Source organism: Bradyrhizobium sp. USDA 3240 (genome assembly GCF_054063295.1).
In genome coordinates, this window is sequence record NZ_JBSSGD010000002.1 from 4,515,416 (window position 1) to 4,541,425 (window position 26,010).

General features: G+C 64.0%; 27 protein-coding genes and 1 tRNA gene. 13 read left to right on the forward strand and 15 right to left on the reverse strand.

What is annotated here, in order from left to right; genetic code table 11:
• Positions 1 to 5 precede the first annotated feature (5 nt).
• Positions 6 to 821: a glutamine amidotransferase gene (locus ACVIGA_RS22030; RefSeq protein ID WP_456667961.1), complete on the forward strand. Its 816-nt coding sequence runs from the start codon at positions 6 to 8 to the stop codon at positions 819 to 821.
• Positions 822 to 943: 122 nt separating this feature from the next.
• On the forward strand, positions 944 to 1,753 hold the full coding sequence (locus ACVIGA_RS22035) for an enoyl-CoA hydratase (protein ID WP_456667962.1): 810 nt from the start codon (positions 944 to 946) through the stop codon (positions 1,751 to 1,753).
• Positions 1,754 to 1,866: 113 nt separating this feature from the next.
• Here ACVIGA_RS22035 and ACVIGA_RS22040 read toward each other — a convergent pair.
• Positions 1,867 to 1,942 (reverse strand) — tRNA-Ala (locus ACVIGA_RS22040).
• 297 nt (positions 1,943 to 2,239) lie between these two features.
• Between ACVIGA_RS22040 and ACVIGA_RS22045 the strand changes: the two genes are divergently transcribed.
• From ACVIGA_RS22045 to folD, 3 genes are read left to right on the forward strand one after another with little or no spacing between them, the layout of a single operon-like run.
• Positions 2,240 to 2,530 (forward strand): YggT family protein, encoded by a 291-nt coding sequence (locus tag ACVIGA_RS22045; RefSeq protein WP_097676856.1) that lies wholly within the window; start codon positions 2,240 to 2,242, stop codon positions 2,528 to 2,530.
• Positions 2,531 to 2,546: 16 nt separating this feature from the next.
• Positions 2,547 to 2,870, forward strand: a complete 324-nt coding sequence (locus ACVIGA_RS22050; protein WP_456667963.1) for a DUF167 domain-containing protein — start codon at positions 2,547 to 2,549, stop codon at positions 2,868 to 2,870.
• A gap of 1 nt (position 2,871) precedes the next feature.
• Entirely contained in the window at positions 2,872 to 3,756 is an 885-nt protein-coding gene (gene folD, locus ACVIGA_RS22055; RefSeq protein WP_456667964.1) for a bifunctional methylenetetrahydrofolate dehydrogenase/methenyltetrahydrofolate cyclohydrolase FolD, read from the forward strand.
• Between the two features lie 97 nt (positions 3,757 to 3,853).
• Here folD and ppa read toward each other — a convergent pair whose 3' ends face one another.
• Both ppa and ACVIGA_RS22065 read right to left on the reverse strand, forming a co-directional pair.
• Positions 3,854 to 4,384, reverse strand: coding sequence for an inorganic diphosphatase (gene ppa / locus ACVIGA_RS22060; protein ID WP_223971112.1), 531 nt, complete (start codon positions 4,382 to 4,384; stop codon positions 3,854 to 3,856).
• Positions 4,385 to 4,549: 165 nt separating this feature from the next.
• Positions 4,550 to 5,059 carry a GNAT family N-acetyltransferase gene (locus ACVIGA_RS22065; RefSeq protein WP_092121284.1) on the reverse strand — a complete coding sequence of 170 codons (510 nt, stop codon included), beginning with the start codon at positions 5,057 to 5,059 and terminating at the stop codon, positions 4,550 to 4,552.
• Positions 5,060 to 5,432: 373 nt separating this feature from the next.
• On the opposite strand from ACVIGA_RS22065, the gene ACVIGA_RS22070 reads away from it, so the two are divergent.
• The 3 genes from ACVIGA_RS22070 to ACVIGA_RS22080 all read left to right on the forward strand — a co-directional run bounded on the left by ACVIGA_RS22070 (position 5,433) and on the right by ACVIGA_RS22080 (position 7,803).
• The gene (locus ACVIGA_RS22070) at positions 5,433 to 5,900 is read left to right on the forward strand and encodes a DUF2269 family protein (protein WP_456670858.1); all 468 of its coding nucleotides are present in this window, start codon (positions 5,433 to 5,435) and stop codon (positions 5,898 to 5,900) included.
• 107 nt (positions 5,901 to 6,007) lie between these two features.
• The gene (locus tag ACVIGA_RS22075) at positions 6,008 to 7,336 is read left to right on the forward strand and encodes an SDR family oxidoreductase (RefSeq protein WP_456667965.1); all 1,329 of its coding nucleotides are present in this window, start codon (positions 6,008 to 6,010) and stop codon (positions 7,334 to 7,336) included.
• A gap of 59 nt (positions 7,337 to 7,395) precedes the next feature.
• Positions 7,396 to 7,803 carry a thiol-disulfide oxidoreductase DCC family protein gene (locus ACVIGA_RS22080; protein WP_456667966.1) on the forward strand — a complete coding sequence of 136 codons (408 nt, stop codon included), beginning with the start codon at positions 7,396 to 7,398 and terminating at the stop codon, positions 7,801 to 7,803.
• A 97-nt stretch (positions 7,804 to 7,900) separates the two neighbouring features.
• Here ACVIGA_RS22080 and ACVIGA_RS22085 read toward each other — a convergent pair whose 3' ends face one another.
• The 7 genes from ACVIGA_RS22085 to ACVIGA_RS22115 form a co-directional block, all read right to left on the reverse strand.
• Entirely contained in the window at positions 7,901 to 9,148 is a 1,248-nt protein-coding gene (locus ACVIGA_RS22085; protein WP_456667967.1) for a flavin monoamine oxidase family protein, read from the reverse strand.
• 164 nt (positions 9,149 to 9,312) lie between these two features.
• Complete coding sequence (gene typA, locus ACVIGA_RS22090) at positions 9,313 to 11,139, reverse strand: translational GTPase TypA (RefSeq protein ID WP_166213197.1); 1,827 nt, start codon at positions 11,137 to 11,139, stop codon at positions 9,313 to 9,315.
• A 226-nt stretch (positions 11,140 to 11,365) separates the two neighbouring features.
• Positions 11,366 to 11,665, reverse strand: a complete 300-nt coding sequence (locus ACVIGA_RS22095; protein WP_456667968.1) for a hypothetical protein — start codon at positions 11,663 to 11,665, stop codon at positions 11,366 to 11,368.
• Positions 11,666 to 11,676: 11 nt separating this feature from the next.
• Entirely contained in the window at positions 11,677 to 11,958 is a 282-nt protein-coding gene (locus ACVIGA_RS22100) for a hypothetical protein (protein ID WP_375777924.1), read from the reverse strand.
• 33 nt (positions 11,959 to 11,991) lie between these two features.
• The gene (locus ACVIGA_RS22105) at positions 11,992 to 12,231 is read right to left on the reverse strand and encodes a hypothetical protein (RefSeq protein ID WP_456667969.1); all 240 of its coding nucleotides are present in this window, start codon (positions 12,229 to 12,231) and stop codon (positions 11,992 to 11,994) included.
• Entirely contained in the window at positions 12,228 to 13,673 is a 1,446-nt protein-coding gene (locus tag ACVIGA_RS22110) for a radical SAM protein (protein ID WP_456667970.1), read from the reverse strand. Before ACVIGA_RS22110 ends, ACVIGA_RS22105 begins: the two co-directional genes overlap by 4 nt.
• The gene (locus tag ACVIGA_RS22115; RefSeq protein WP_456667971.1) at positions 13,654 to 14,373 is read right to left on the reverse strand and encodes a prolipoprotein diacylglyceryl transferase; all 720 of its coding nucleotides are present in this window, start codon (positions 14,371 to 14,373) and stop codon (positions 13,654 to 13,656) included. The genes ACVIGA_RS22110 and ACVIGA_RS22115 overlap by 20 nt, the downstream gene beginning before the upstream one ends.
• A gap of 431 nt (positions 14,374 to 14,804) precedes the next feature.
• On the opposite strand from ACVIGA_RS22115, the gene ACVIGA_RS22120 reads away from it, so the two are divergent.
• A complete protein-coding gene (locus tag ACVIGA_RS22120; RefSeq protein ID WP_456667972.1) occupies positions 14,805 to 16,625 on the forward strand; it encodes an adenylate/guanylate cyclase domain-containing protein in 1,821 nt (606 codons plus the stop codon).
• A 70-nt stretch (positions 16,626 to 16,695) separates the two neighbouring features.
• On the opposite strand, the gene ACVIGA_RS22125 is transcribed toward ACVIGA_RS22120, so the two are convergent.
• On the reverse strand, positions 16,696 to 17,460 hold the full coding sequence (locus ACVIGA_RS22125) for a Crp/Fnr family transcriptional regulator (RefSeq protein WP_456667973.1): 765 nt from the start codon (positions 17,458 to 17,460) through the stop codon (positions 16,696 to 16,698).
• A gap of 199 nt (positions 17,461 to 17,659) precedes the next feature.
• Here ACVIGA_RS22125 and ACVIGA_RS22130 point away from each other — a divergent pair, with 199 nt between their 5' ends.
• Together ACVIGA_RS22130 and ACVIGA_RS22135 are read left to right on the forward strand one after the other, a co-directional pair.
• Positions 17,660 to 18,034 (forward strand): response regulator, encoded by a 375-nt coding sequence (locus tag ACVIGA_RS22130; protein WP_456667974.1) that lies wholly within the window; start codon positions 17,660 to 17,662, stop codon positions 18,032 to 18,034.
• A 93-nt stretch (positions 18,035 to 18,127) separates the two neighbouring features.
• Positions 18,128 to 19,252 carry a hypothetical protein gene (locus ACVIGA_RS22135; RefSeq protein WP_456667975.1) on the forward strand — a complete coding sequence of 375 codons (1,125 nt, stop codon included), beginning with the start codon at positions 18,128 to 18,130 and terminating at the stop codon, positions 19,250 to 19,252.
• A gap of 26 nt (positions 19,253 to 19,278) precedes the next feature.
• Here the strand turns inward: ACVIGA_RS22135 and ACVIGA_RS22140 are convergent, their stop codons facing one another.
• From ACVIGA_RS22140 to ACVIGA_RS22150, 3 genes are all read right to left on the reverse strand, one after another.
• Positions 19,279 to 20,277, reverse strand: coding sequence for an N-acetylmuramoyl-L-alanine amidase family protein (locus tag ACVIGA_RS22140; protein WP_456667976.1), 999 nt, complete (start codon positions 20,275 to 20,277; stop codon positions 19,279 to 19,281).
• Between the two features lie 148 nt (positions 20,278 to 20,425).
• A complete protein-coding gene (locus ACVIGA_RS22145) occupies positions 20,426 to 21,988 on the reverse strand; it encodes an alkaline phosphatase D family protein (RefSeq protein ID WP_456667977.1) in 1,563 nt (520 codons plus the stop codon).
• A 355-nt stretch (positions 21,989 to 22,343) separates the two neighbouring features.
• Positions 22,344 to 23,750, reverse strand: coding sequence for a TAXI family TRAP transporter solute-binding subunit (locus ACVIGA_RS22150; RefSeq protein WP_456667978.1), 1,407 nt, complete (start codon positions 23,748 to 23,750; stop codon positions 22,344 to 22,346).
• A 211-nt stretch (positions 23,751 to 23,961) separates the two neighbouring features.
• Here ACVIGA_RS22150 and ACVIGA_RS22155 point away from each other — a divergent pair, with 211 nt between their 5' ends.
• Together ACVIGA_RS22155 and ACVIGA_RS22160 are read left to right on the forward strand one after the other, a co-directional pair.
• Positions 23,962 to 24,267, forward strand: a complete 306-nt coding sequence (locus ACVIGA_RS22155) for a 4a-hydroxytetrahydrobiopterin dehydratase (protein WP_050404938.1) — start codon at positions 23,962 to 23,964, stop codon at positions 24,265 to 24,267.
• Between the two features lie 95 nt (positions 24,268 to 24,362).
• Positions 24,363 to 24,743 (forward strand): YkvA family protein, encoded by a 381-nt coding sequence (locus ACVIGA_RS22160; RefSeq protein WP_456667979.1) that lies wholly within the window; start codon positions 24,363 to 24,365, stop codon positions 24,741 to 24,743.
• Positions 24,744 to 24,837: 94 nt separating this feature from the next.
• Here ACVIGA_RS22160 and ACVIGA_RS22165 read toward each other — a convergent pair whose 3' ends face one another.
• A complete protein-coding gene (locus tag ACVIGA_RS22165) occupies positions 24,838 to 26,010 on the reverse strand; it encodes a TAXI family TRAP transporter solute-binding subunit (protein WP_456667980.1) in 1,173 nt (390 codons plus the stop codon).

Here is a 26,010-nt window from a genome sequence, read left to right on the forward strand (position 1 = left end):
AGGCAATGTTGTTCCGGTCTGACCAGAGCCGTGTCGTGGTGCCCTTCGCGAGCCGAAGGCCGGCCGCGATCACGCCCAAGGATCGGATCTCGGACCAGGCTTCGCTGCGGCCGGTGCTGGTGGTCCTGCATCAGGAGACATCGACACCCGGCCGGATCGGCAACGCGCTGCGCGCGCTGGGCTACCCCCTCGACATCCGCCGCCCGCGTTTCGGCGACGCGCTGCCGGACACGCTCGAGGCGCATGCCGGTGCGGTGATCTTCGGTGGCCCGATGAGCGCCAACGATGCCGACGACTATGTCCGGCGCGAGATCGACTGGATTTCGGTTCCGCTGCGCGAGCAGCGTCCGTTCCTGGGCATCTGCCTCGGCGCGCAGATGCTGGCGCGGCAACTCGGCGCCGAGGTCGCGCCGCATCCGCAAGGCCGGGTCGAGGTCGGCTATTACCCGGTCCGGCCGACCGAGGCTGGCCGCGTGTTGTGCCCGGACTGGCCGGCGCGTGTCTACCACTGGCATGGCGAGGGCTTTCAATTGCCTGACGGCGCGGACCTGCTCGCGGCGGGCGATGATTTCCCGGTGCAGGCGTTCCAGTTCGGCAATGCCTTCGGCCTGCAATTTCATCCCGACGTGACCTACGCGATGATGCATCGCTGGACCACGCGCGGTTGCGCGCGGATGGATTCGCCCGGCGCGCAGCCGGGTCATCTGCACTTCGCCGAGCGTGCCGTGCACGATGCCGCCGAGCGCGCGTGGCTGAAGCATTTCATCGATGGTTGGATCGCGCGCGTGCCGCGGCCGGTGATGCTGCAGGCCGCGGAATAGCCGCCGCGCGGAATTTCGCGCCGCCTTTTCATTTGCAGGGATGTGCTAGTCTTGCCGCGGCTGCTCGCGCGCGGCCTGCATCGCCGCGCGTATCAATAACAACAAGGCACAGGGAGATCGCCGTGAGCTACGAACACATCCTCTATGAGGTCAGCGACAGGATCGCGACTATCACGCTCAACCGCCCCGACCGCATGAATGCGTGGACCGCGATCATGGAGCGCGACGTGCGCCACGCGATGGAGGCGGCGGCCAATGACGACGATGTTCGCGTCATCGTGCTGACCGGCGCAGGCCGCGGCTTCTGCGCTGGCGCCGACATGGAAGCGCTGAAGGGGATCGATCCCAACGAGGTCAGGCGCGGCGAGAATATTCCGTTCGACATGAATCGCCGCGCCGACTGGCAGACGCGCTACGCCTATTACCCCGCGATCAAGAAGCCCGTGATCGCGATGCTCAACGGCGCCACCGCCGGCATCGGCCTGGTCCACGCGCTGTATTGCGATCTGCGTTTCGCGGCCGACAGCGCGGTGTTCACCACCGCCTTCGCGCGGCGCGGCCTGATCGCCGAACACGGCATCAGCTGGATGCTGCCGCGCATCGTCGGCCACGCCAACGCGCTCGATCTGTTGATGTCGGCGCGGCGCGTATCGGCTGTGGAGGCGCTGCGCATCGGCCTCGTCAACCGGCTCTCTTCGCCGGAGAAGCTGCCCGAGGAAACCTATGCCTATGCCCGCGATCTCGCCGATTTCGTCTCGCCGAGCGCGATCGCCGTGATCAAGCGCCAGGTCTACGACGTGCCGTTCCAGACGCTCGCCGAAGCCACCATCGATGCCAACCGCGAGATGCAGATCGCGCTGAAGGGCAATGATTTCAGGGAAGGCGTGGCGAGCTTTGTGGAGAAGCGGCCGCCGAGGTTTACGGGGACGTGAGGGGGAGGCCGCCGGGCTAAAGTCCGTCTTCGCCCTTTGGGCTTCGCCGGACACCACGCTTCACCCTTCGGGCTCTGCGCGGCTGCGCCACGCGCAGCCCGAAGGGCGAAGCGTGGTGGAGCCAGGCGGGATCGAACCGCCGACCTCGTCATTGCGAACGACGCGCTCTCCCAGCTGAGCTATGGCCCCATTGCGGTCGGGTGTTGCTGAGTATCCCGGCCGTCAGTCGGGCGCCATTTACAGTCCCGCCCAAGGCCAAGTCAAGAACGCTGAAACAACGGTTTTCGGCCTTTCCCGCCGGGAACTTCCCTTGTTTGCGGGGGGATGAACCGATATTTAGAGCATGATCCGGACCCGGCGGGCCGCGCCAGCAAAAAGTGCGTCGCGGCTTTCCGAAAAGATCCTGCTCAAACGAGAAGCGCGCTGGCGGCCCAGTCCGGTCCCGTTGCGCTTCACCTGGTCGTCCCACCCGCGAGCCCCCATCATATGCGCGCTGTTCTCGACATCGTCATCATCGTCCTCGACCTCTATGTCTGGCTCCTGATCGCCTCCGCCATCCTGTCCTGGCTGGTCGCCTTCAATGTGGTCAACACGCGCAACCAGTTCGTCTCCGCGGTGGCCGAGTTCCTGTACCGGATCACCGAGCCGGTGCTGCGGCCGATTCGCAACGTGATGCCGAGTCTGGGCGGGCTCGATATCTCGCCGATCATCGTGATCCTGATCATCATGTTCATCCAGCGGGTGATCGCCTATTACATCTATCCCAACGTGATCTGATCCTGCGCGAGGGCTGATGGATCCTTGGCGCTATTCCACCGGGGGCATCAGCATCGCGCTGCGCGTGACGCCGCGTGGCGGCCGCGACGACATCGACGGGATCGAGACGCTGGCCAATGGCCGCTCGGTGGTGAAGGTGCGGGTCCGCGCCATTGCGGAAGGCGGTGAGGCCAACCGCGCGGTGATCGAGCTGCTCGCCAAGGCGCTCGGCGTGCCCAAGGCCAGGGTGAAGCTGTTATCCGGCGCCACCTCGCGGCTGAAGCAGGTGGCGGTCGACGGCGACCCGAAGGGGCTTGGCGAAATGTTGAGGAAGCTGACCCAGCAGGAGACAAGGGACTGACATGACTGCCCGCATCATCGACGGAAAAGCCATCGCCGCCGAGCTTCGCGCCCGCGTCGCCGACGAGGTCGCCCGCGTCAAGCGCGACCATGCGCTCACGCCAGGGCTCGCCGTCGTGCTGGTCGGCCATGATCCGGCGAGCGAGGTCTATGTCCGCAGCAAGCACACCCAGACCCAGGCCGCCGGCATGGCCTCGTTCGAGCACAAGCTGCCGGAGGACGTGTCGCAGGCCGATCTGCTGGCGCTGATCGCACAGCTCAACCGCGATCCGAAGGTGCACGGCATCCTTGTGCAGCTGCCGCTGCCGAAATCGCTGCATACTGAGACCATCATCAATGCGATCGACCCGGCCAAGGACGTCGATGGCCTGCACCCGAACAATGCCGGCCGGCTCGCCGGCGGATTGGCCGCGCTGTCGCCCTGCACGCCGCTCGGCTGCATCATCCTGACCAAGACCGTGCACCCCTCGCTCGAGGGCATGAACGCGATCGTGATCGGCCGCTCCAATCTGGTCGGCCGTCCGCTGGTGCAATTGCTGCTGAACGAGAACGCGACGGTGACGATCGCGCATTCGCGCTCGCGCGACCTGCCGAAGCTTTGTGCCCAGGCCGATCTGGTCTATGCCGCGGTCGGCCGTCCGGAGATGGTGCGCGGCGACTGGCTGAAGCCGGGCGCGACCGTGATCGATGTCGGCATCAACCGCATTCCGGTGCCCGGCGGCAAGCCGAAGCTGGTCGGCGACGTCGCATTCCAGGAAGCGCTTGATGTCGCCGGCGCAATCACGCCGGTGCCCGGCGGCGTCGGGCAGATGACGGTGGCGTGCCTGTTGGTCAACACGCTGCGCGCCGCCTGCGCGATTGCCGGCCTGCCGGCGCCGGCGGTGTGAATGGTGCCGTCATTCCGGAGCGCGCGAAGCGCGAATCCGGAATCTCGAGATTCCGGGCTCGATGCTAACGCATCGCCCCGGAATGACGGCTACACCGTCACTTCTTCTTCGCGCGCTCGATGCCTTCGAGGATCAGCTTGCGGGCTTCCTCGGCGTCGCCCCAGCGCAGCACCTTGACCCACTTGCCCTTCTCGAGATCCTTGTAGTGCTCGAAGAAGTGCTGGATCTGCTGCAGCGTGATGTCGGGCAGATCGTCGTAGTTCTGCACCTTGTCGTAGCGCTGGGTCAGCTTCGACGACGGCACCGCGATGATCTTCTCGTCACCGCCGGCCTCGTCTTCCATCAGCAGCACGCCGACCACGCGGACGCTCATCACGGCGCCCGGCACGATCGCGCGGGTGTTGACGATCAGCACGTCGCAGGGATCGCCGTCGCCCGACAGCGTGTGCGGGATGAAGCCGTAGTTGCCTGGATAGCGCATCGGCGTGTAGAGGAAGCGGTCCACCACCAGTGTGCCGGCCTCCTTGTCCATCTCGTACTTGATGGGCTCGCCGCCGACGGCAACCTCGATGATGACGTTGACGTCGTGGGGCGGATTCTTTCCGATCGATATGGCGTCGATACGCATGGATTGCTCCGCGTGGCCTTTGGAAGTTGAGAACGATGGGATTTCTTGCTTGGCGCCGCCAGGCCGCAAAACAGCTTCAAGCCCGGCCTTGGGAGCCGGGCTGGCCGTCGCGCGCAAACGCTCAGGCTGTTTAGCCTTGCTGCAGCTGCGAGAGAAGCAGGATTTTCAGTTGGTCCAGGCGAAAGCGACCTTGTCGAGCGACTTCGGCCCGAACCGCTCCGAGGAGCGCGCCACCATGCGGCCGCCCAGCGCGCGGTAAAACTCGGTCGCCGGCTCGTTGTCGGAGAGCGCCCAGATCACCATGGTCTTCAGGCCGCTCTGCAGCAGGTCGCGGCGGGCTGCGGCGAACAGGCGCCGGCCGAAGCCCAGGCCCTGGAATTCCGGCCGCAGATAGAGCTCGTAGATCTCGCCTTCGAAGTGCAGGCTGCGGGCGCGGTTGCGGCCGTAGTTGGCGTAGCCTGCGATCCTGTCGCCGAACACCAGCACGCTGACGCGGCTGCCCTTGCGGATGGCGCTGTCCCACCACTGCGGGCCACGGCGATTGATCAGCTTTTCGAGTTCGGCGCCGGGGATGATTCCCTGATACGCCGAGCGCCAGGCTTCGTCATGGGTAGACGCCACCGAGGCTGCGTCTGCAGCTTTGGCCGGCCGGACCTCGATTAGCGTTGTGCTCATGCATCTAATCAAAGCAAGTCGGAGGCCCGCCTTCAAGGTCCATCGTTAATTATCGGTTAACGTGTGGATTTTTTGCATCAGTGTCATGAAAACTTGTACCGAAAGAGGACACTCGCCGGGTTCGCGGGACCGATCGCCGATCCCGGCCTGTGCAAAGCGTGGATCGCGAGCGCTGTATGACAATGCCGCAGCTCGGAAATAGGCCGTTCGGCGCTGATTCGTCGCAGGAATTTTGCGAGCGAATCCAGGCGCAACGCGGGTGCATCGCGCGTTCTGCTTCTGCGCCGCCGCAGTGGATTTCCGCGCGCGTCCGGCCTATGGCAGCGGCGGTATCTGTACGCGCCGAGATCGGCCTGATCACGAGCGGACCGCGATGACGCTCTACTTCCTCATCAAATACCTGCATGTGCTCGGCGCCATTGTGATCCTCGGCACCGGGACCGGCATCGCCTTCTTCATGCTGGCGGCGCATCGCACGCGCGATGCGGCCTTCATCGCGCGCACGGCGGCAACCGTCGTGATCGCAGACATGATCTTCACGCTGAGCGCCGTGCTGCTGCAGCCGGTGAGCGGCGGACTGCTGATGATGCTGTCGGCCACGAGCCTGACCGAGCGCTGGCTGCTGGTTTCACTGGCGCTCTACGCGTTGGCCGGCGCGTTCTGGGTTCCCGTCATCTTCATGCAGATGGAGATGCGCGACCTCGCGCAGGCGGCTGTCGACAAGGGTCTTCCGCTGCCGCCGCGTTACGATGCGCTGTTTCGCCGCTGGTTCCTGTTCGGGATTCCCGGTTTCGGATCGGTGATGATCATCCTGTGGCTGATGATTGCGAAGCCTTTTTAGCGCAGTGTCGTCATTCCGGGGCGATGCGAAGCATCGAACCCGGAATCTCGAGATTCCGGGTTCGATTCGCGCCCCGGAATGACGACACTGAATAGTATAGGGGACCCATGAGTGATGACGCATCACACAACATTCTCGTGCTCGGCGCGTCGGGCCTGATCGGTCGCTATGTCACCGACGATCTGAGGGCGCGCGGCTTTCACGTGATCGGGATCGCGCGGCATTTCACGTCGGCACAGAAGATGAGTGCGGCCGACCTCGAGCTTCCCGTGATGTCGATGGATGCTGCGACGCTGGCGCAGCTGCTTCGCACGCAGGAGGCGGACATCGTCGTCAATTGCCTCGGTGTATTGCAGGATGGTCCCGGCAGCGACACAAGCGCGGTGCATCGCGACTTCGTGGCGCGGCTGCTGCAAGCGATCAGCGACAGCCATCGCGCCATCCGTCTGGTCCACATTTCGATTCCGGGCGCGGCTAGTGAGGACCGCACAGCCTTCAGCACCACCAAGCGCGAGGCCGAACGGCTGATCGCGGCGTCCGGGATCGCGCATGCGATCCTGCGCCCGGGCTTTGTCATCGCGCCTTCGGCCTATGGCGGCAGCGCGATGCTGCGCGCGCTGGCGGCGCTGCCGGTCGATCTGCCGGCCGACGAGGCGGCGACGCCGTTCCAGCCGGTCGCGGTCGAGGATATCGCCGCCACCATCGCCTGGCTCGCTTCGCGCGACGTCGCCGACGAGGCGATGCGATCGGTGACATGGGATCTGATGCAGCCGCAGCCGATCTCGCTCGGCGGCGTCATCGCCCAGTTCCGCTGGTCGTTCGGCACGGCAAAACATTTTCGACTTCCGACGCCGCCGTTCCTGATCGATCTCGGCGCCCGTCTCGGCGATCTCACGAGCCGCCTGGGGTGGATGCCGCCGCTGCGCTCCAACGCGATCGCCGAGCTGCGCCGCGGCGTCACCGGCGATCCCACGGCCTGGATGGAAGCGACCGGCATCGTGCCGAAGACCATCGCGCAAGCCATCGGCGGGCGCCCGGCGACCATTCAGGACAAATGGTTTGCCCGACTGTTCCTGATCAAGGCGCTGATCTTCGCAAGCCTCGTGCTGTTCTGGGTCACGTCCGGCTTCATCTCGCTGGTCGTCTCCTATGACGCTGCGGCCGGCATCCTGAGCGCGCATCATTTCCCGCCTGCCCTGGTTGGGCCGGTGACGGTCTTGACCAGCCTGACGGACATGAGCATCGGTGTGCTGATCGCCGTCCGTCGCACCGCGGCGTTCGGTCTGGTTGCGGGCATCATCGCCTCGCTCGGCTACATGGCCGGATCTGCGATCCTGACGCCCGATCTCTGGATCGAGCCGCTCGGCGCGCTGGTGAAGACCGGGCCTGCGATCGTGCTGATGCTGGTGGCGCTCTTGATGCTGGATAACCGATAGCGTTTTCGAGCGAAGTGGGAACCGGTTCGCGTGAAGAAAACGCGTCGAAGGAAATCAAGATGAGCAAGTGGCCCGACGACGACGTGATCCTCTACGACGGCGTCTGCATCTTCTGCTCGCGTTGGGTCCGCTTCGTCATTGCCCGCGACACAACGCGCCGCTTCCGCTTCACGCCGATCCAGTCCGACTACGGCACGCGGCTGGCAAAGACCTTCGGCATCGACCCCGAGGATCCCGACACCAACGCGGTGGTCCATGACGGCATCGCCTGGATGAAGTCGGACGCGGCACTGACGGTGCTGAGCCATCTCCCCGGCTGGCGCTGGACCCGCGTGCTGTTCGCAGTGCCAAAATCGCTGCGCGACGCGGTCTACGGCCTCATCGCCCGTAACCGCTACAAGATCTTCGGGAAGTATGAGACGTGCTTCGTGCCGGATGCCGACCTGCGGGCGAGGGTGCTGGAGTAGTTTCTGCCGTCATTGCGAGGAGCAAAGCGACGAAGCAATCCATCTATCCGAATGCGGCGCGATGGATTGCTTCGCGCCGCTCGCAATGACGATGGGGCTACTTGCGCGTCAACTCACCCAACACTTCCTTCGCCGCCCGCTCTCCGCTGTCCCGCGCGCCATGCGCGGTCGAGAAGAAATGCGGCGAAGTGGCTTCGCCTGCGAAGAACAGCCGGCTGTCGACCGGTGCGGCCAGCACGGCGCGCTTGTCGGCGTGGCCGGGCAATGCGTGCGAGTAGGAGCCGCGGGCGAACGGGTCGTGGGCCCAGCGGGATTCGTTGAGCGGCTTCAGCTTGCGGCGGAAATCGTTGCCGAGGAAGGAGACGATCTCATCGATGCTGTGGGCGGCAATGGCGCCGTCGCCGGCGTCTTCGAGCTCGCGCGCAAAACGTCCGCCGAAGAAGCCCTCGATGCAGGGCTGGCCGAACGGGCGGATGTGATAGGTGCCCATCTCGGTGCGCATGGTGGCGCCACGCAGATTGCCTTCCTTGGGCAGCGCCTCGGGCTCGGCGAGCGCCAGCGTCACCTTGTCGGCGAGGCCGAGCGGCAGGCCGCGCGCGGCATCGAGCTTGTCCGGTAGCGCGGGCGAAAAGCGGATCGCCTCGTCGGCGATCAGATTGGTCGGCACGGTGACGATCACCTTGTCCGCCTCGAGTGTGCCGCGCGAGGTCTCGATACGGAGGCGCGGGCCCGCGTGATCGATCAGCCGGGCCTCGCAGTTGCGCGCGACCGATACTTGCTCGCCATAGGCCGCGACCAGCGCGCCATAGCCGCGCCTGACGCGCCAATTGACGTTGCTGTCCTCATAGGCGTCGAAGTCGAGAATCGAGAGCTGGTCGAGCTCGCAGCCATTCACATAGGTCGAGATCGCGTCGATCATCGGGTTCCAGCGGTTGCCGGGCTCGAGATAGCGATCGGCTGAGCCATCCTTGTCGCCGCGCGCGGCCTGCTCGATGCGATCGTAGAACTGGTCGAGCGCAAGCATGAACGCGTCGCGATCGGCCTGCGGGAACGCCTTGCCGTAGGCGCGCTCGCGCCACGGCGGCAGGTCCTTGTTGAGCTCGAAGCCGAGTTGTTCGGCGATGCCGACAAAGCTGTTCTGGTCGGCCGAATGCAGCCAGCCGCAGCCGACGTCGAACACCACGTCAGGCGCGGCCTGGATCGTATGCGCGCGGCCGCCGAGGCGGTCGCGGGCTTCCAGAACGATGGTGGAAAGGCCGGTGCCCTTCAGCGCATGCGCGGCGCCGAGGCCGGCTGCGCCGGCGCCGATGATGGCGACATCGACCGTGGAGGGAAGGGAACTCATGTCCCGGCTCTAGCACGTCCGCCGCCGGGCCTGAAGCCGCCGCATGCATGACTGTCATCACCCGCGAAACCGGGTGATCAAGGATTCCAGAGACAGTGGAGATTGAACCGATAGGCCGCGGCGTATTGGGTGCCCCGGTCAAGCCGGGGCACGACAGATCGGGCTTACGCTACAGCCTCTTTGGCCTTTTCGGCGCGCTTGCGCTCGTTCGGATCGAGATGCTTCTTGCGCAGCCGGATCGACTTCGGCGTCACCTCGACGAGCTCGTCGTCCTCGATATAGGCGAGCGCCTTTTCCAGGGTCATGCGGATCGGCGGCGTCAGGCGCACCGCTTCGTCCTTCGAGGTGGTGCGGATGTTGGTGAGCTGCTTGCCCTTCAGCACGTTGATCTCGAGGTCGTTGTCGCGGGTGTGCTCGCCGACGATCATGCCCTTGTAGACCTTCCAGCCCGGCTCGATCATCATCGGGCCGCGGTCTTCCAGCTTGAACATCGCGTAGGCAACCGCCTCGCCCTGGTCGTTGGAGATCAGCACGCCGTTGCGGCGGCCCTGGATCTCGCCCTTATAGGCCGCATAGCCGTGGAAGATGCGGTTCATGATCGCGGTGCCGCGGGTGTCGGTGAGCAGTTCGCCCTGGTAGCCGATCAGGCCGCGGGTCGGCGCGTAGAACACCAGCCGCAGGCGGTTGCCGCCGGACGGGCGCATCTCGATCATCTCGGCCTTGCGCTCGCTCATCTTCTGCACGACGACGCCGGAATGCTCCTCGTCGACGTCGATCACGACCTCTTCGATCGGCTCCTGCCAGGCGCCGGTCGCCTCGTCCTTCTGCAGCACGACGCGCGGGCGCGACACCGAGAGCTCAAAACCCTCGCGGCGCATGGTCTCGATCAGGATCGCGAGCTGCAATTCGCCGCGGCCCGAGACTTCCATCGAATCTTTGTCGGAGGCCTCGACGACGCGCAGCGCGACATTGCCCTCGGCCTCGCGCAGCAGGCGGTCGCGGATCATGCGCGAGGTCACCTTGTCGCCTTCGGTGCCGGCGAGCGGCGAGTTGTTGACGATGAACGACATCGACACCGTCGGCGGATCGATCGGCTGCGCGGTCAGCGGCGCCTCGACGCTGGGATCGCAGAAGGTGTCGGCGACGGTGCCCTTGGTGAGGCCCGCGATCGCGACGATATCGCCGGCGTCGGCTTCCTCCAGCGGGGTGCGCTCGATGCCGCGGAAGGCGAGGATTTTGGTGATACGGCCCTGCTCAATGGTCTTGCCGTCGGCGCCAAGCACCTTCACGGCCTGGTTCGGCTTGATGGAGCCCGATGAGATGCGGCCGGTGATGATGCGGCCGAGATAGGGGTTGGCTTCGAGGATGGTGCCGATCATGCGGAACGGGCCCTCTTCGACCTTCGGCGGCGCGACGTGGCGCACGATCAGGTCGAACAGCGGCTGCATGCCGGCGTCATGCGAAGCTTCCGGGCTGTCGCCCATCCAGCCCTGCTTGGCCGACCCGTACAGGATCGGGAAGTCGAGCTGCTCCTCGGAGGCATCGAGTGCGGCGAACAGGTCGAACACCTCGTTGATGACTTCGGTCGGGCGTGCGTCGGGGCGGTCGACCTTGTTGATCACCACGATCGGCTTCAGTCCGACCTTGAGCGCTTTCGACACCACGAATTTGGTCTGCGGCAGCGGGCCCTCGGCGGCATCGACCAGCACCAGCGCGCCGTCCACCATGTTGAGGATGCGCTCGACCTCGCCGCCGAAATCGGCGTGGCCGGGGGTGTCGACGATGTTGATGCGGGTATCTTTCCACTGCACCGAGGCCGCCTTGGCCAGGATGGTGATGCCGCGCTCGCGCTCCAGATCGTTGGAGTCCATGGCGCGCTCGGTGACCTTCTGGTTCTCGCGATAGGTCCCGGATTGTTGCAGCAGGCGGTCGACGAGCGTGGTCTTGCCGTGGTCGACGTGGGCGATGATGGCGACGTTACGAAGGTTCATGGCTCTTCTTCTGGTCGTGCAATGGTTAGATGCGCGATCTCGCCGAACCAGTTTGGCCGGCCGCTCGCTCACGTGGCCCAATCGGGGCCCGGATCACGCTCATACCCAAGAAATTTGACGGGGACGCATCACCCCAAAAAGGAAGCCCGGTCAGAGGACCGGGCACCTTGCGCGTTGCGGCGCAATATAGTCAGAAAACGCCAAAAAACAACGGTTTATTGGCGGTTTAAGTGCCTGATTTTCGCTCCGGAACCCGGTTTTGAGGGGCTTTTGCGGGTCGAATCCGGCGCCATTTCCGAGAAAGCGCCTTGAGGATCAATGTCAACCCGGCAAAAGCCAGGCAGACCACGATGATGGTAGCCGGATTGACGTTGGCTCCAGGCCCCATCGCGACGCTGACGACGACGCAGAGGACGCCGGGGATCAGCAGGAGCACCCCTACCACCAGCATGAAAGCGGTCAGGCAGCCGTTGCGCCGATGCGGTTCCAGCGGCCGGTTCGGCGGGGGTGAATCAACGTTGCTCATCAAGGGTGGTTCTAGCTGCCCTTGATCGCGGCGCGGACCAGCATCACGCCGGCAAAGCAGACCGCGAGCCCGAGCAGGATCAGGAAGAAGACGGAGGGATCTGGCCTCGATTCGGTCAGGCCACCGAACCCGAACAGCAGGGCGCAGAGCCCGGGCAGCAACAGGAACAACCCGAACAGCGCCATGAACGCGGTGGCGCAGCCGCCACGTCGCGGTGGGAGCGGCGGAGGGAGGTCCGTCCCTGGCGACTGCGCTGGTGCAGGCGGCACGGGAGGGGGATTGGTCTCGCTCATGGCTGTTGGTCCACCAGTGGGTTCGTGCCGTCTCTAGGAGCCAGGTCTGCGGATGGCCCACCAGATCAGGGCCACGCCAAAGCACGCCACAAGCAGGCAGGCGGCGACGAACTGAAGATCATCAGACGCCGTCTTGGCGATGCCGGCAAATACGAAGAGCAGCGCGCAGAGGCCGGGCAGCAGCAGAATGACGCCGGCGACGATCATCAGCGCGGTCACGCAGCCGTTGCGCTGCGCCGGAGGGCGTGACGGAGGCGCGCCGGTATCGCTCACCTTGGCACCTCCTCACCCTGCCGGGCCTCGCGATAGGTCTGCCCGGCTAGGTTCGCGCGGATGCCGTCGATCTTCCCATCCCGATAGAACAGATTGTAGGTGTCGAACGGGATGATCGCGCCGCTCTCGGTGACGAAGTGGATGCAGCTTCGCTTGACGTTGCCGACGCAGAAATTGAAGCGATCGAGAAACTGCACGATGGTGACGCGGAACACGTTCTCGTAAGTGAGGCCCTCCGGCACCTCGAAGCTCGGCAGGCAGCAGAGCAATTCGCAGACCCGCTCAGAGGTGTTCAGCGGCCCTGACGAGAGCGAGAACAGGTCGACGAATTTCTCGCGCAGCACCGGATATTTCTCCGGGCTGATCGTGTTGGGCATCACGGCGACGAGCTGCTCCTGCGGGATCAGCGAGGTCAGCGGCAGCACCTTGTCGCCGTTGCGCAGGCCGTAACCGATCGAGATGCTCTCGGGATTGCACGGCAGCGGGATCATGTCGTCAGCGCCGAATACTCCGGTCTCGATCACGCGCTGGCGGATCTCCGACAGCATGATGCGGTCGGTGTCCTTGTTGAAATCCTCGTTGCGGCCGGCGTCCTGCACCGGCTGCAGCGTGACGCCACGGACGCAGGTCCAGGTCAGCGCGTGACGGACGATGTCGCCAATTTCGGTGTCGTTGACGCCGCGCTTGATGGTCGCGACCAGCGTGGTCGAGACGCCCTCGCGCTCGAGATTCTCCAGCGCCTGCTGGCGGATCTTGCGCAAATCCGCGCCGCGCAGGTTGACCAGCGCGTCACGTTTGAGCGAATCGAACTGCAGATAGACCTCCAGCCCGCGCTTGTTCTCGGCAAGCTTGGCCACGAAGTCCGGCTCGCGCGCGATTCTGAGGCCGTTGGTATTGATCATGACGTGGCGGATCGGGCGGGCGCGCACCGCATCCAGAATGGCGAAGAAATCCGGATGCAGCGTCGGCTCGCCGCCGGAGATCTGCACCAGGTCGGGCTCGCCCTCGCTTGCGACCAGCGCGTCCAGCATTTTCTCGATCTTCGCCAGCGGCGTGAAGCTGGTCCGCGCCGGCGAGGAATCGGCAAAGCACACCGGGCAAGTCAGGTTGCAGTGCTCGGTGATCTCGATCAGCGCCAGACAGGAGTGCTGCTCGTGATCGGGGCACAGCCCGCAATCATAGGGGCAGCCGAATTCGGTGTGGCGCTGGAACGCGAGCGGCCGGTCGCCGGGCTTGATGAAATCCTTGCACAGCCGCCAATAGGCCTGGTCGGTCGAGACCAAGGTCGACTGCACGCCGTGCTGCTTGCAGCGCTTCTCGTACCAGACCTCGTTGCCTGATATCTGGATCTTGGTCGGCACCAGGGTCAGGCAGGTTTCGCAAAGCGATTGGGTCTGGCCCCAGAAGATGTAAGGGCGGGACTTACGCAGCGGCGCGTTCATGCTTCACACTCACATTCGAGGCCGTCGCCAGCATGACGGCGGCATAAATCATGACAAACAGCGACAGCAGGTGGAACAGCGAGAACGGGCCGATCAGCGCGCCGTAGGGCTTGATGAACTCCCACACGAAGCGCTGGATCCCGTAGTAGAACAGCACGAGGTAGAATCCATTGGTGATGACAGCGGCGTTGCGGTTCAATACGGCCCAGACATAGAAGGCCGCGAAAGCGGCCATCGCCAGGCTTTCATAGAGCTGTACCGGATGGCGCAGGATGCCGTCGCCGAAATCGTGGCCCCAGGGCAGCGTGGTCGGCGTGCCATAGGTGAAATCCTCGAGGCCAGCGAAATAGCAGCCGAGCCGGCCGACCGCGACGCCGATCGCAAGCGGCAGCGCGAACCGCGCCCCGGTGCGGAGCGAAATGCCATGCAGCCATTTGTAGAGCTCGATCGCGACGATGCCGCCGGCCAGCGCGCCCTCGACCGAGCGGGCGATACCGGACATGCCCGAGAACCACAGGTTCAGCGTGCCGAAGATGTAGGCGCCGATGCCGGCGCCGAACACCAGCGCGGCGATATATGTCAGCTCGAAGGATTGCCGCGGGAATTGCAGCCCCCGCACCCGGGACAGCCACCACATCGCGCCGGCGGCCGCGCACCATGCTGCGACGTCGAAAACGGCGTGAAGTTCAGCCCCACTCATGAGGCGAGTGTAGCGTGATTTTCGCGTTGGGCGATATAGGTTCTCCCTCTCCCCGTTCCTACGGGGTCGAGACGAGCGTAGCTCGCTCTTAGAGGGTTGGGGTGAGGGGCTGCCTCCGCGAGTTGCGACCGCGATGAGACCCGCACCCCCTCACCCGGATTGCATCTGGCGATGCAATCCGACCTAAGAGCGAGCTTCGCTCGTCTCGGCTCCCCGCAAGCGGGGCGGGGTGAGCCGTGTGCCAGCCCAGGGCGTGTACTCATAAATCCGTTCCCCGCATGTGCAGGGAATCGCGAGGTCCGGATGGCCCTCCAAAGCAGGCGGCGAACGACACCCAAATGAGTGTCCGCTAAGGGCCATCAGGCGACATCAGCAGTGTGGCCCGGTCACCCGATCCGTCGTACAATATCTCGTCGGTTGGGGTGAGAGCCATGGTGCAGGAGCGGCCATTCCCTGTCGAGCGCAGGTTGTCTGCGGTATTGGCCGCCGATGTGGCTGGCTATTCGCGGCTCATGCACGATGACGAAGAGCCGACACACGCCAAATTGACTGCGCTCTTGGCGGACGCTGTTGTGCCAGCAATCGCTGAACACGGTGGACGTATCGTGAAGAACACCGGCGATGGGTTCTTGGCGGAGTTTACAAGCTCAGTTGAGGCAGTCCGAGCCGCCGTACAGTTTCAGACCCGCATCAAGGAACTTTCAATCCACGAGAAGGAAGACAGGCGCGTTTCCTTCCGAGTGGGCGTCAACATCGGCGACGTCATCGTCGAGGCCCATGACATATTTGGAGACGGCGTTAACATCGCGGCCCGGCTCGAGGGCATCGCAGAGGCTGGCGGCATCTGCATCTCGTCTTCTGCCTACGATCAAGTAAGGGGCAAGGTGGGGGTTCAGTTCGCCGATTTGGGCGACCAGAACTTCAAAAACATCGCCCGCCCGGTCCGGACCTATGCCGTGATCTGGGATGAACTCGGCTTAACGACACGGTCCAATCGCACGGGATCGATCGCCCTTTCGCCGCCTCGTCTTTCCATCGTTGTGCTGCCGTTCGCCAACCTCAGCGGCGATCCCGAACAAGACTATTTCGTCGATGGTGTAACCGAGAACTTAACAACGGACTTGTCGCGCATCGGTGGCTTGTTCGTGATCGCCCGGAACAGCGCGTTCTCGTACAAGGGCAACGCAATCGACGTACGGCAAGTCGGTCGCGAGCTGAACGTCCGGTACGTGCTTGGAGGTTCCGTGCAGCTCAGCGGCAAGCGGCTTCGAGTGAACGTGCAGCTCATCGATGCCGAAAGCCGCAAACATCTTTGGGCCGAGCGCTTCGAAAAGCCTGTCGCCGATCTTTTCGATATGCAGGACGAAATCGTATCGAGGCTCGCCAACTCGTTGGGTGCCCAGCTCGTTGTAGTCGAGGCACGAACAGCGGAGCGGTCGCCGCATCCCGACGCAGTAGACCTGTTCTTTCAGGGTACTGCTTGTTTCTACAAGGGACCGACACTTGAGCACGCGACCCGGGCGCGCAGCTTTTTTGAGCGTGCCTTGGTGATCGATCCCCGAGGGGTCGGAGCGATTTGGGCGTTGATCGGCATGGCAAACGTCGATCTAACCGTGGGAGCCGACCTGTTAACGGACGAAGGGGCCGCGCTCCTTTCGGCAGCCGAAGCGAACGCGATCAAAGCACTTTCAATATCCCCCAACGCTGCAATGGCCCGCCTGATACTGGCTCTCGTGTACATTAACACAAACCGCGCCGCACAAGGGATTGCCGAATGCGACCAGGCATTAGCGCTTAATCGCAATTTGGCTTATGCTCATGGCGCTATTGGTTTAGCCAAATTCTATATGGGTTGTCCTACCGAGACTGAAGGCCACGTACTCGAGGCTCTCCGTCTGTCCCCTCGCGATCTCGTTGCCAACCGGTTGATGCGTTTTGTGGGCGTGGCAAAACTACATATCGGTGCGGATACCGAAGCCGTCAGTTGGCTGCGACGAAGCATTGAGGCCAACCGCACTCATGCTCCCGCCCATTTTTCGCTCGCCGCTGCCTTGGGCTTGCTCGGCGCGCTGGATGAGGCGCGAACAGCTGCGAAAGCGGGATTTGCGCTCAACCCAAGCTTTACGATCCGCCGCTTGCGCGTCGCCAAAATAAGCGACAATCCTATTTATCTCGCCGGACAAGAGCGCCTTTGTGAGGGCATGCGCATAGCCGGGGTGCCGGAGGGGTGTGATGTCGGAGATGGGTCATAAGCCGCCTATGACGACCGAACTGGGCAACTTCTGTTTTGTGACTGGAAGCTGACGTTTATGAGTACGCGCCCTAGTTCGTCGGATTGTCCTCGCTCGGATACACCCCGCGCAGCACTTCCTCGAAATGATCCTTCACCGCCTCGTTGCACAGGCAGGAGCGCAGCTTGAGCTTGTCCGGGTCGCGGATCACGATCGCGCCGCGGCGCGTGTCGAGCACGCCCTCCGCCTTGAAGTTCTGGATGACGCGGCTGGTGTAGCTGCGGCCGACCCCGAGCAAGGTCGAGAGCTGCTCATGCGTCAGCGGCACCACGCCATTGCCATTGGTGCGCTCGATCGCCGAGATGATCCATTTCGCGGCGCGCTGCTCGATCGAGTGGATCGCATTGCAGGCGGTCGACTGGAAGATCTGCGCCAGCATGCAGTCGGCATAGCGCGCGAAGATGTTGCGCACTGAGATCGACGTCAGCTTGGCGGCGTCGAGCTTGCTGATCGGCAGCCGCACGAACGGCCCGCCGAACTTGACGGTGATGCGGGTATAGGCCGGCAGGAATCCCTGGCTGACGATGCCGCCGACCGCGCCCTCGCGGCCGACCAGGATGGTCTCGACGTCGCGGCCGTCCTCGTTGGCCACCAGGTAGGACGCAAGGCTCGGCCCGCATGGGAAATGCACGATCTGAACGTCGTCGCCGGGATTGTAGAGCAGGTCGCCGGCCGCCGCCTCGACCACCGCAAGGTGCGGCGCGATCAGCTCGTAGTCGGCGGCATTCAGCCGGCGCAACAGGTTGTTGAACGGCCGGTCGTTCGTCCCGGCCACATCGGTCCGTTTGGCAATCATTGGAAAATCCTGCACTCCAACGCGGACCATATTGAAAAAGTTCCCACTTTTATGTGCACTAGTGAACAGACGCGGCAGCTTGCGATGTGATGGGTTTCATTCCGGGAACAACCGGCGTGCTTTCGGGCGCCGGTCGCGGGCCATCCGGCCGGACTGATCCGGTCCTCTCATCCATCATCGAAGCAATGGACACCGAGCCATGGAATCCGCCCCCAATGCCGGCATGCCCGGTGACGTTCTCGTGGTCGAGGACGATCCGATCATCTCGCTCTACTTCGAGGACACCATCCTGGGCTTCGGCGCCCGGACGGTACGCACTGCGGCGAACGTCGCCCGCGCGCTCGAACTGATCGCCGAGCGCGCGCCGGATTTCGCGCTGCTCGATGTCGGCCTCGTCAGGGGCGAGAAGACCTTCGCGATCGCCGAGCGGCTCGATGCTCTGAAGGTGCCGTTCGCGTTCGTCACGGGCTATGGCGCTGATATCAGGCTGCCGGCATCGCTCGCCGGCAAGCCGCGGCTGACCAAGCCGTGTTCAAGCGAAGCGCTCGAAGCCGCGCTGAGAGATGGGCACTGACCGATCGCCGGGCTTCGGCCTCGCCGTCGGCGCGTTCGTCGTCTACCATCCGTCCTGTCGGATTCGGCGACGCACCGGCCTTGGGAAGCCGTCATGGCGATCAGGACATCTGCCGCTGCGCGCGCGGTGGCGCTATCTCTCGGGCTGCTGCTCGCGCCGCCGGTCGTCTCGACCGTCGTCGGTAGCTTCGTGTCTCAGGCCAGCGCCGAGCCAGCCGCACCGACGAGCGAGCAATCGGCCGCGCTGAAGGCCTACGACAATGCCCTGAAGAGCTTCGTCTCGATCCTGCGCCAGCGGCGCGCGCAGATCGATTCCCATCAGCCGCTGCCCGACCTGCCGGGCCAGGCCGTCTACCTTGCCCGTGTCGAGATGATGAGCGCCTACAAGGATCTCACCGATGCGCTTCCGTCCAGGATTGGAAAACCCAACAGATTCGGAATCCCTCCGGCCTATTTCGACGCCGACAATGAGCCGCTGCTCGACGAGTACCGGAAGCTGTTCGACGTGATGGAGGCGCCGCCCGCCGGCGCGCAAAGCTCCGAGACGCCATTCAAGGACGTGGTCGATCTGGCGACGGTGATCGCGCGCGCCAGGGGTCTCGATGCCGCTGCCGCCGCTGTCGCCGGCCGGATCAGCCTCGGCCTGTTCTTTGCCGAGACAAGCGGCAAGCAAAATGCTGGAAATGCGCGGTCGAACACCTACAAGGGCAGCCTGCAGACCGGTCCGTCCGAAGATCGCAACGGTCGAAAGAAGTGGGCCGCCATCAAACAATCGATCGCGGCCCTCGATCCTGCGCTGAGCCGTCGCGACGATATGGAAGAAGCGCGAATCGGCAATCTCGATCACCGGTTCAATCACTGGACCGCGGTGCGCGATGCGCTGATGAACGAGCACGCGGATATTTTCCCGCAGGTCCCGGCGATCGCAAAGGCTCTGCCCAATCCGATCGATCAGATGAAGCTCTTTGAGCTCATCCAGATCATCCCCAGCCCGACCAGGTCCGCGCTGAAGTCAGGCGACCTCGTCAACTACAGAATCTCCGAGCCCAGGATCATGGGATATCTACGCAACAACAGCGTCTTCGCTTTCGGTCGAGCCGACCGGGCAAGGACATCTGCTAGCTTCCGCGAAATCCTCGATGCGATGTGGCTGTTCAGCCCCAAGTTCGAACAGGCGCTGGCCAAATTCGCGGAGATCAAGGCCGGCAAACCGGGCTGAGCCGGGAGGTGCTGATCGCTCGGCCGTCAGAGCGGACCGAGCAGAGCCCAGCGCGGCTCGCAGAATTCCTTAACGGCAGAAGCGACGCTGCTGCTGATCGCGTTGCGGCGCTCGGGCGAGTCCATCTTGAGTTCTTCGTCCCGGTTGATGATCGAGCCCGCCTCCAGCAGGACGGCGGGCATCGCGGTCCTGCGCAGCACGATGAGCTTATCGTAGCTGTAGACGCCGGTTTCCTTGTTCAGCAGCGGATGCTGCTCGCGCCCCATGATGGGCTGGCTGTATTGCTCGGCATACTGGAGCCCCTCGGCCTTCATTTCCCTGGCGACCAGTTCGGCGAACAGCAGGCTGGTCTTGAAGTCCGGATTGTTGCGGGAGACGAACACCGAGTAACCGCTGAAGCGATCGCTGAAACGGCGTTTCTTTCCCTCGAATTCCCAGTCCTCGAGCATCTTGTTGGGCACGGAATCATGATGGATCGACAGCAGCAGGTCCGCGTGCAGGTTGTTGGCGGCGGCGACCCGCTTGAAGAGGCTGGGCCGCGCTTTGCCTTCGGTCAGCAGCAGCCTGGTTGCGGCAAAGCCTTCGGCCTTCAACTTCTCCTCGATCGACCGCGCAAGGCGCAGGTTGAAGGTGAACTCGGCGACATTGCGCGCGCTGATCGCGCCTTCCGATTCTGCGGTATGTCCGACATCGAGAACGATCCGCAATGTCGCGGGATCGCATTTGGTTGCGGCTGGCTTGGAAACGGTAGGCGGCAGGGCGACCGGCCCAAGGGCGGCAAGCCTTGTGGCGCGTGGCTTTGATGGCGCGTGGTGCCTCGCCAATCTGGCCGGCTTTGCCGATTTCGCACGCTTTGGCGCTTTGGGATGCTTCGATGAGCTCTTGAAGAGATCAGGCAGCCAGCCGGCGTCGCCGGCTTCGATCGGCAGCAGCGCGAACGCCGCGATCGCGACGACAAGCAAGCAATGAGGCCGAAGCCCCGCGACGATGCCACCGAGCACGCGAATCAGTTCGCAGCGCCTCATGCTCCGCCCCTCCGGGCCCCCAGCATAACGGCTCTGATATCGGTACCGGAAGAGGCCGGCGAGGTCCATCCCCCGCCATCGTGCCGCCTTTGCCTTGAGGCAAAGGCTTCAGGACAGGACGTCGGGTTCCGTCGTGGTTGCGACCTGATTACACCAGCTTCGGATCGAGCGTGATCGCCCACAGCTCGGCGTCGACGCGGTCGCGCAGGCTGACCGTCATCTGTCCGCTCTTGCCGTCGATCTTGACGTGACCGAAGAACTGCATGCCGGCCGACGGCGGCAGGTTCTGGTTGGCTTCGCCCGGCGCCTTGACGAACTTCACCTCGGGTCCAAACGTGTTGTCGAGCTCGTTCGGACCGAACGTGCCGGCGTGCAGCGGGCCCGAGACGAATTCCCAGAATGGATCGAACTCCTGGAACTGGGCCTTGTTCGGGTTGTAGTAGTGCGCGGCCGCATAGTGCACGTCGGCGGTCAGCCACACCGTGTTGGCAATGCCGGCGGTCTTGATGAAGCGCAGGATGTCGGCGATCTCGAGCTCGCGGCCGCGCGCCGGTCCGTCGCCCTGCGCGAAGGCTTCCGAGCCCTTCTTGTTGGCGGCATCGTCATAGACGATCAGCGACAGCGGCATATCGGAGGCGATCACCTTCCAGGTGGCGCGCGAGTTGAGCAGCGCGCGCTTCAGCCAGGCCATCTGATCCGGACCGATGAAATAGGCATCGGGGCCGTAGGTCTCCTGCAGGTTCGGACCGTTGGGGCCGCGATAGCTGCGCTCGTCGAGCATGAACACGTCGAGATGCGGGCCGTAGCTCAGCGTGCGATAAACGCGGCCCGGCTCGACGATGCTCTCGCGCATCGGATACATCTCGTGGAAGGCTTTCGCCGCGCGCGCAGCGAGCACGTTGACGTCGCGCTCCTTGTAGGCCGCCGGCAGCTGCTTCGACAGCGACCAGTTGTTGGTCACCTCGTGATCGTCCCACTGCACGAAGATCGGCACCTCGGCATTGAAGGAGCGCAGATTGCTGTCGAGGAAATTGTATTTATGCGCCGCGCGATACTCGTCGAGCGTCTCGGCGACCTTGGCCTTCTCCGGGATCGTGATGTTCTTCCAGATCTTGCCATCGGGCTGCTTCTGCTCGGCGGTGACGACGCCGTCGGCATAGATGGTGTCGCCGGAATGCAGGAAGAAATCCGGGGCGTGCTTCTTCATCGCGGCGAAGGTGATCATGCCGCCGTCGTCGGGGTTGATGCCCCAGCCCTGGCCGGCGACGTCGCCGCCCCACACGAAGGAGACATCGCGGCGGTCGCTCGGCGCGGTGCGGAAGCGGCCGAGCACCGGCTCGCCGACAACATCGACATGGGCGAGGTCGCGGAAGCGGACGCGATAGAAGATGTCCTGGCCGGAGGGCAGGTTCTCCAGCAGCATCTTGGCGGTGAAGTCGCTCTCCGGCAGCGCCGTGATCGGCGGCAGCGCGCGGGCATTCCTGAACGAATCTGTCGTCGCGACCTCGACCATCATCTGCGAAGGACGGTCCGCACGCGCCCATACCACGCCGCCGTCGACGCCGACATCGCCGGACTGCACGCCATGGGTGATCACCGGGCGGTCGGCCGCGCGCGACAGATAGGGCATCGCGATCACGCCGGCGCCGGCCGCAGCAGCGGTCGAGAGAAAGCGGCGGCGGGTCAGATTTCGCGAGAACCGGATCGTCATGGGGAGCCTCCTCAGGTCACAGCGACAATGCGCCGCGGTCGAGCACAGACCTAGAAAAATTCCATGACGGAGAGATTACAGGGGGGATGGAGAGCGGATCGTCAGAGAGACCGCGTCCTTCGTAAGGTGAGCACATGCGTCAGGCTCCCTCCCCCTTGTGGGGGAGGGTTGGGGAGAGGGGTAAGCCCCGGGCGGTGACGCCAGAGACGAAATGACACTCGCGCAATCGCAGCGACGTTCTCGGGATCAAACTTGAACGGAGCAAGCGGCACCCCCCTCCCTGACCCTCCCCCACAAGGGGGGAGGGAACGGAGAGAGTTCGTTCGCCGATGGCGTAGTCGTGCAGTATGGAGACCTACGCCGTGCCCGCGGCCCTGAACTGGCTCGCAGTCCGCTGCAAGTTCTGCGGCATGCTGAGCAGCAGCGCCTTGCGGTCGGCGACGGCGTTGTGGAACTGCTCGAGCGCGATGTTGAACGCGGTCAGCGTGCCTTCCTCGATGGCGCCGTGCTCGAAACAGTCCAGCGTGTGGCGCAGGATGTCGTCGGCTTCCGCCTGCAACTGGTCGAGCTCGTCGGTCGAATCGCTCTGCCGCGCGGTCTTCAGCATCTCCAGCAGGCGTTCGCGCTGCGAGGTGTTGGTGTTGCGTTCGTCCTGCTTGAGATAACCGGCGAACCATGCACCGGCCGAGCCCATCGCCGAGAACGCCATCAGGCTCCACCAGATGTAATCGCTGTAGCGGTCGAGGAAGGTCTTTTCCTCGCCGTCGACGAAGGCGGCCGCGCCGGGATGCACCGGGATGGTGGCGTCCTTGTCGGTATCGGGCGTCTCGATCTTGGCGGCAAGTGGGAAATCGTTCTTGAGCGACTGCCGGATCGCGAACAATTGCCGGGTGAAGGCCGCGACCGTTGCGTCCGACAGGCCCTTTCGCGCCACGATATGGTGCGAGAAGCTGATCGTCTTCACCTCGTCGTCGGGCCGGTCGGCCGAGCCGAGCGAGCCGGCGGGAATTTCCGCGGCCTCATAGGCCGGATGGTTCTGCGCGATCGCCTCGGACGCATCGATCGGCAGGAAGGTGGGCTCGCCGCCGTCCTTGGTCGACGCCGTGATCGCATCGATCGTGAGCTTACTGTTGGCCGGACCGACAGCGAGATAGGCATCGGCCTTCAGGTTCTTGATGGCTTCGACCGCCTCATTGGCCGGGAATTGCACGATCTCGACCTTCATCGGATCGACGCCGTATTGCGTGAGGATCAGCTTCAGCAGATTGACGTTGGCCGGCGTGCGGCCGACGACGCCGATCTTGCGGCCGGCAAGCTGTGCGATCTTGGTGATCTTCGCGGCCTTGCGGCCCTTGCCCTTGGCTGCGGGCGGCACCCACATCACCACGACATTCTTGCGCAGGACCGCGACCGCCTGCGCATTCTTCGGCACATCGAGATCGCCGCGGATGATGGCGAGGTCGGCCTTGCCGTCGGCCAGCGTCTGCGCGCTGGCGCTGGCGCCGTCGGTCTGCACCGGTCTCAGTTTGACCTGGGTGTGCTGCTGGTTGTTGAAGGCCTGCGCCAGCGCCTGTACGACCCTGAGGTCATCGCTGCTTGCCGGGCCGACCGCGATCCGCAGCGTCACCGGACGCACCGCGAAATAATAACCGGCGATCGTCGCGCCGACGATGGCGAGCGCGCCCGCGATCAAGACGAACATCAGCCGTCGCTTTGCGGAGCGCAGCGGCTTGGGCGATATGCTGGCGGAGCAGTCTGTCATCGATCTCGCAAACAATCGTCGGGGCTCAATCTCGCAAAACTACCAACGCGCACACATAAGCCATTTGTAGCAAATTCCTGGGGCTACAGATGTTACATCTGCGTCATGGTTACCAGCGGCGATAGGACGCTATTTCGGCCTTATTTTCGGCATGGATCCACCCCGGAGGCCGGTGGTTAGGCTAAGGTCGGCGTCAAACGGGAGGGTTACCATGGTCGAAAGGCTGTCAGCGGAAGCAAGGAAGGCCGCGCTTTGGGAACTGGCCGGCTGGTCGGAGCTGGCCGGGCGCGAGGCGATCGCAAAGACCTTCGTGTTCAAGGACTTCAACGAGGCCTTCGGCTTCATGGCACGCGCCGCTTTGGTCGCCGAGAAGAGCGACCATCACCCCGAATGGAAGAACGTCTACAAGACGGTCGAGGTCGTGCTGGCGACCCATGATGTCGGCGGGGTGACCAAGCGCGATATCGACCTCGCCAAGGCCATGAACGCGATCGCAAGGCAGCTCGGGGTCAGTTGACCCGGCGGCGCGCAACCTTGCGCCGGTTGGCCGACATCCCCAGATTCGGATCGTCCGCCGCCGATCCGTCGCGCGGCGCCAAAGGGAACCTGGCGATGCCATCGACCGACACCGGCGTGGGATTCGGGCCTGCCGACCGGCTGGCGCAGGACCCCGAAAGCGTGCGCCGCCGCTTCTGGATCAAGTTCAAGAGAGTGGTGGCGCGGCTGCCGTTCGCCGAGGAACTGCTGGCCGCCTATTATTGCGCCTTCGACCGGCAGACGCCGCGCCATGTCCAGGCGGCGCTGCTCGGCGCGATCGCCTATTTCATCCTGCCGTTCGACTTCATCCCGGACATGCTGCCGGTGCTCGGCTTTACCGACGATGCCGCCGTGCTCGCAACCGCGATCCGCATGGTGGCAAGCCACATCACCCCCGAGCATCGCGAAGCCGCGCGCGCCGCGCTGAAGCGCGGGGTGCCGGAGAGCACGGAATAGTAGCCCGGATGAAGCGTAGCGCCATCCGCGGGCTTTCTCGCCAATTGATCGAGCGGTCACGGATTTCGCTGCACTCTATCCGGGTTCGAGGAGTCTAGCGTTTCTCGCCGGCGCGCAGCTGGGCACGCGAGTTGTTTTCCGCGTCCCACGCCCGGAACTGCTTGAACAGCACCTCCTTGTCGGCGTCGCTCTGCAATCGCGTCGCCGCTGGGCTCTGCTTCAGAAATTCATCGAAACGGGTGCGCGTTGCAGCTTCGACGCCGTGGCGGTCCAGCCATTGCTGGGCTACCGGCAGGCGTTGCCAGCCCGGCAGTGGCGCCGACAGCGAGACCTCCCGCCACTTCGGATGAAACGGCGGATTCTGGAACGTCGGAAATTTTGTGAAGAACGCATCCACGAAATTGGCCAGCTTGTTGTAGCGCTCCGTCTTCGGTGCCCAGTTGTAGGCCGCAAGCACGGCAGGAACGGCGATCGTGTCGACGCGCTCCTCGCCCGAAATCAGGTTGGGATAGTCCTTGGCCGACAGGCTCGCCGGCAGATAGTCGTCCTGCAACGGTTTCTCGTAGTTGACCGGCACCAGGTGGAACCGGTCGTCCTTGAAGCCGCTCACGGACTTGTAAGGCTTGCCGCCACAGACGATCACCGCGTCGATTTCGCCGGCCTTCAATTTCTCCAGCGCGATGCGCTGCTCGACATAGACGACCTTCGGCTTCATTCCGAGCCGCTCAAACACGGTCAGTGCGGTGACGAAGGTGCCGCCATTGGGAAGGTCGACGCTGACGGTCTTGCCCTCAAGCTCCCTGAGATTACGGATCGATTTCGACGCGATCACGTGCATCTCTTCGTTGTAGAGCTTGGTCACGTAGGTGAACTGCTTCTTGATGTCTTTCGCGATGCCCTTCCGCTCGAGATAGTCGAGCGTGTCAGATCGAACGATGCCGAGATCGACACCCTGCAGAAACAGGATGTCGGCGACGCTCTGCACCGAGCCGCGCCCGACGATCGGCAGAATGCGCAACTTATTGCCATCGTCGAGCACGGAGGCGAGATCGGCGCCGAACTGAACATAGGTGCCGCCGATCGTGCCGGAGATCAGCGTGACCGTGTTGGCGTTGAGGCTCTGCTTGGTGCCTACCGAGCCGAACTGAAAGATCGCCTTCAGGCTGTCGCTGACCTTGGCCGGGTCGAATTCGGTCTGCTCGGCCCGTGCCGCCAGGCCCCAAATCATCATGCCTGCGAAAAGTACCAATCCAAGCAAGCGTCGCAT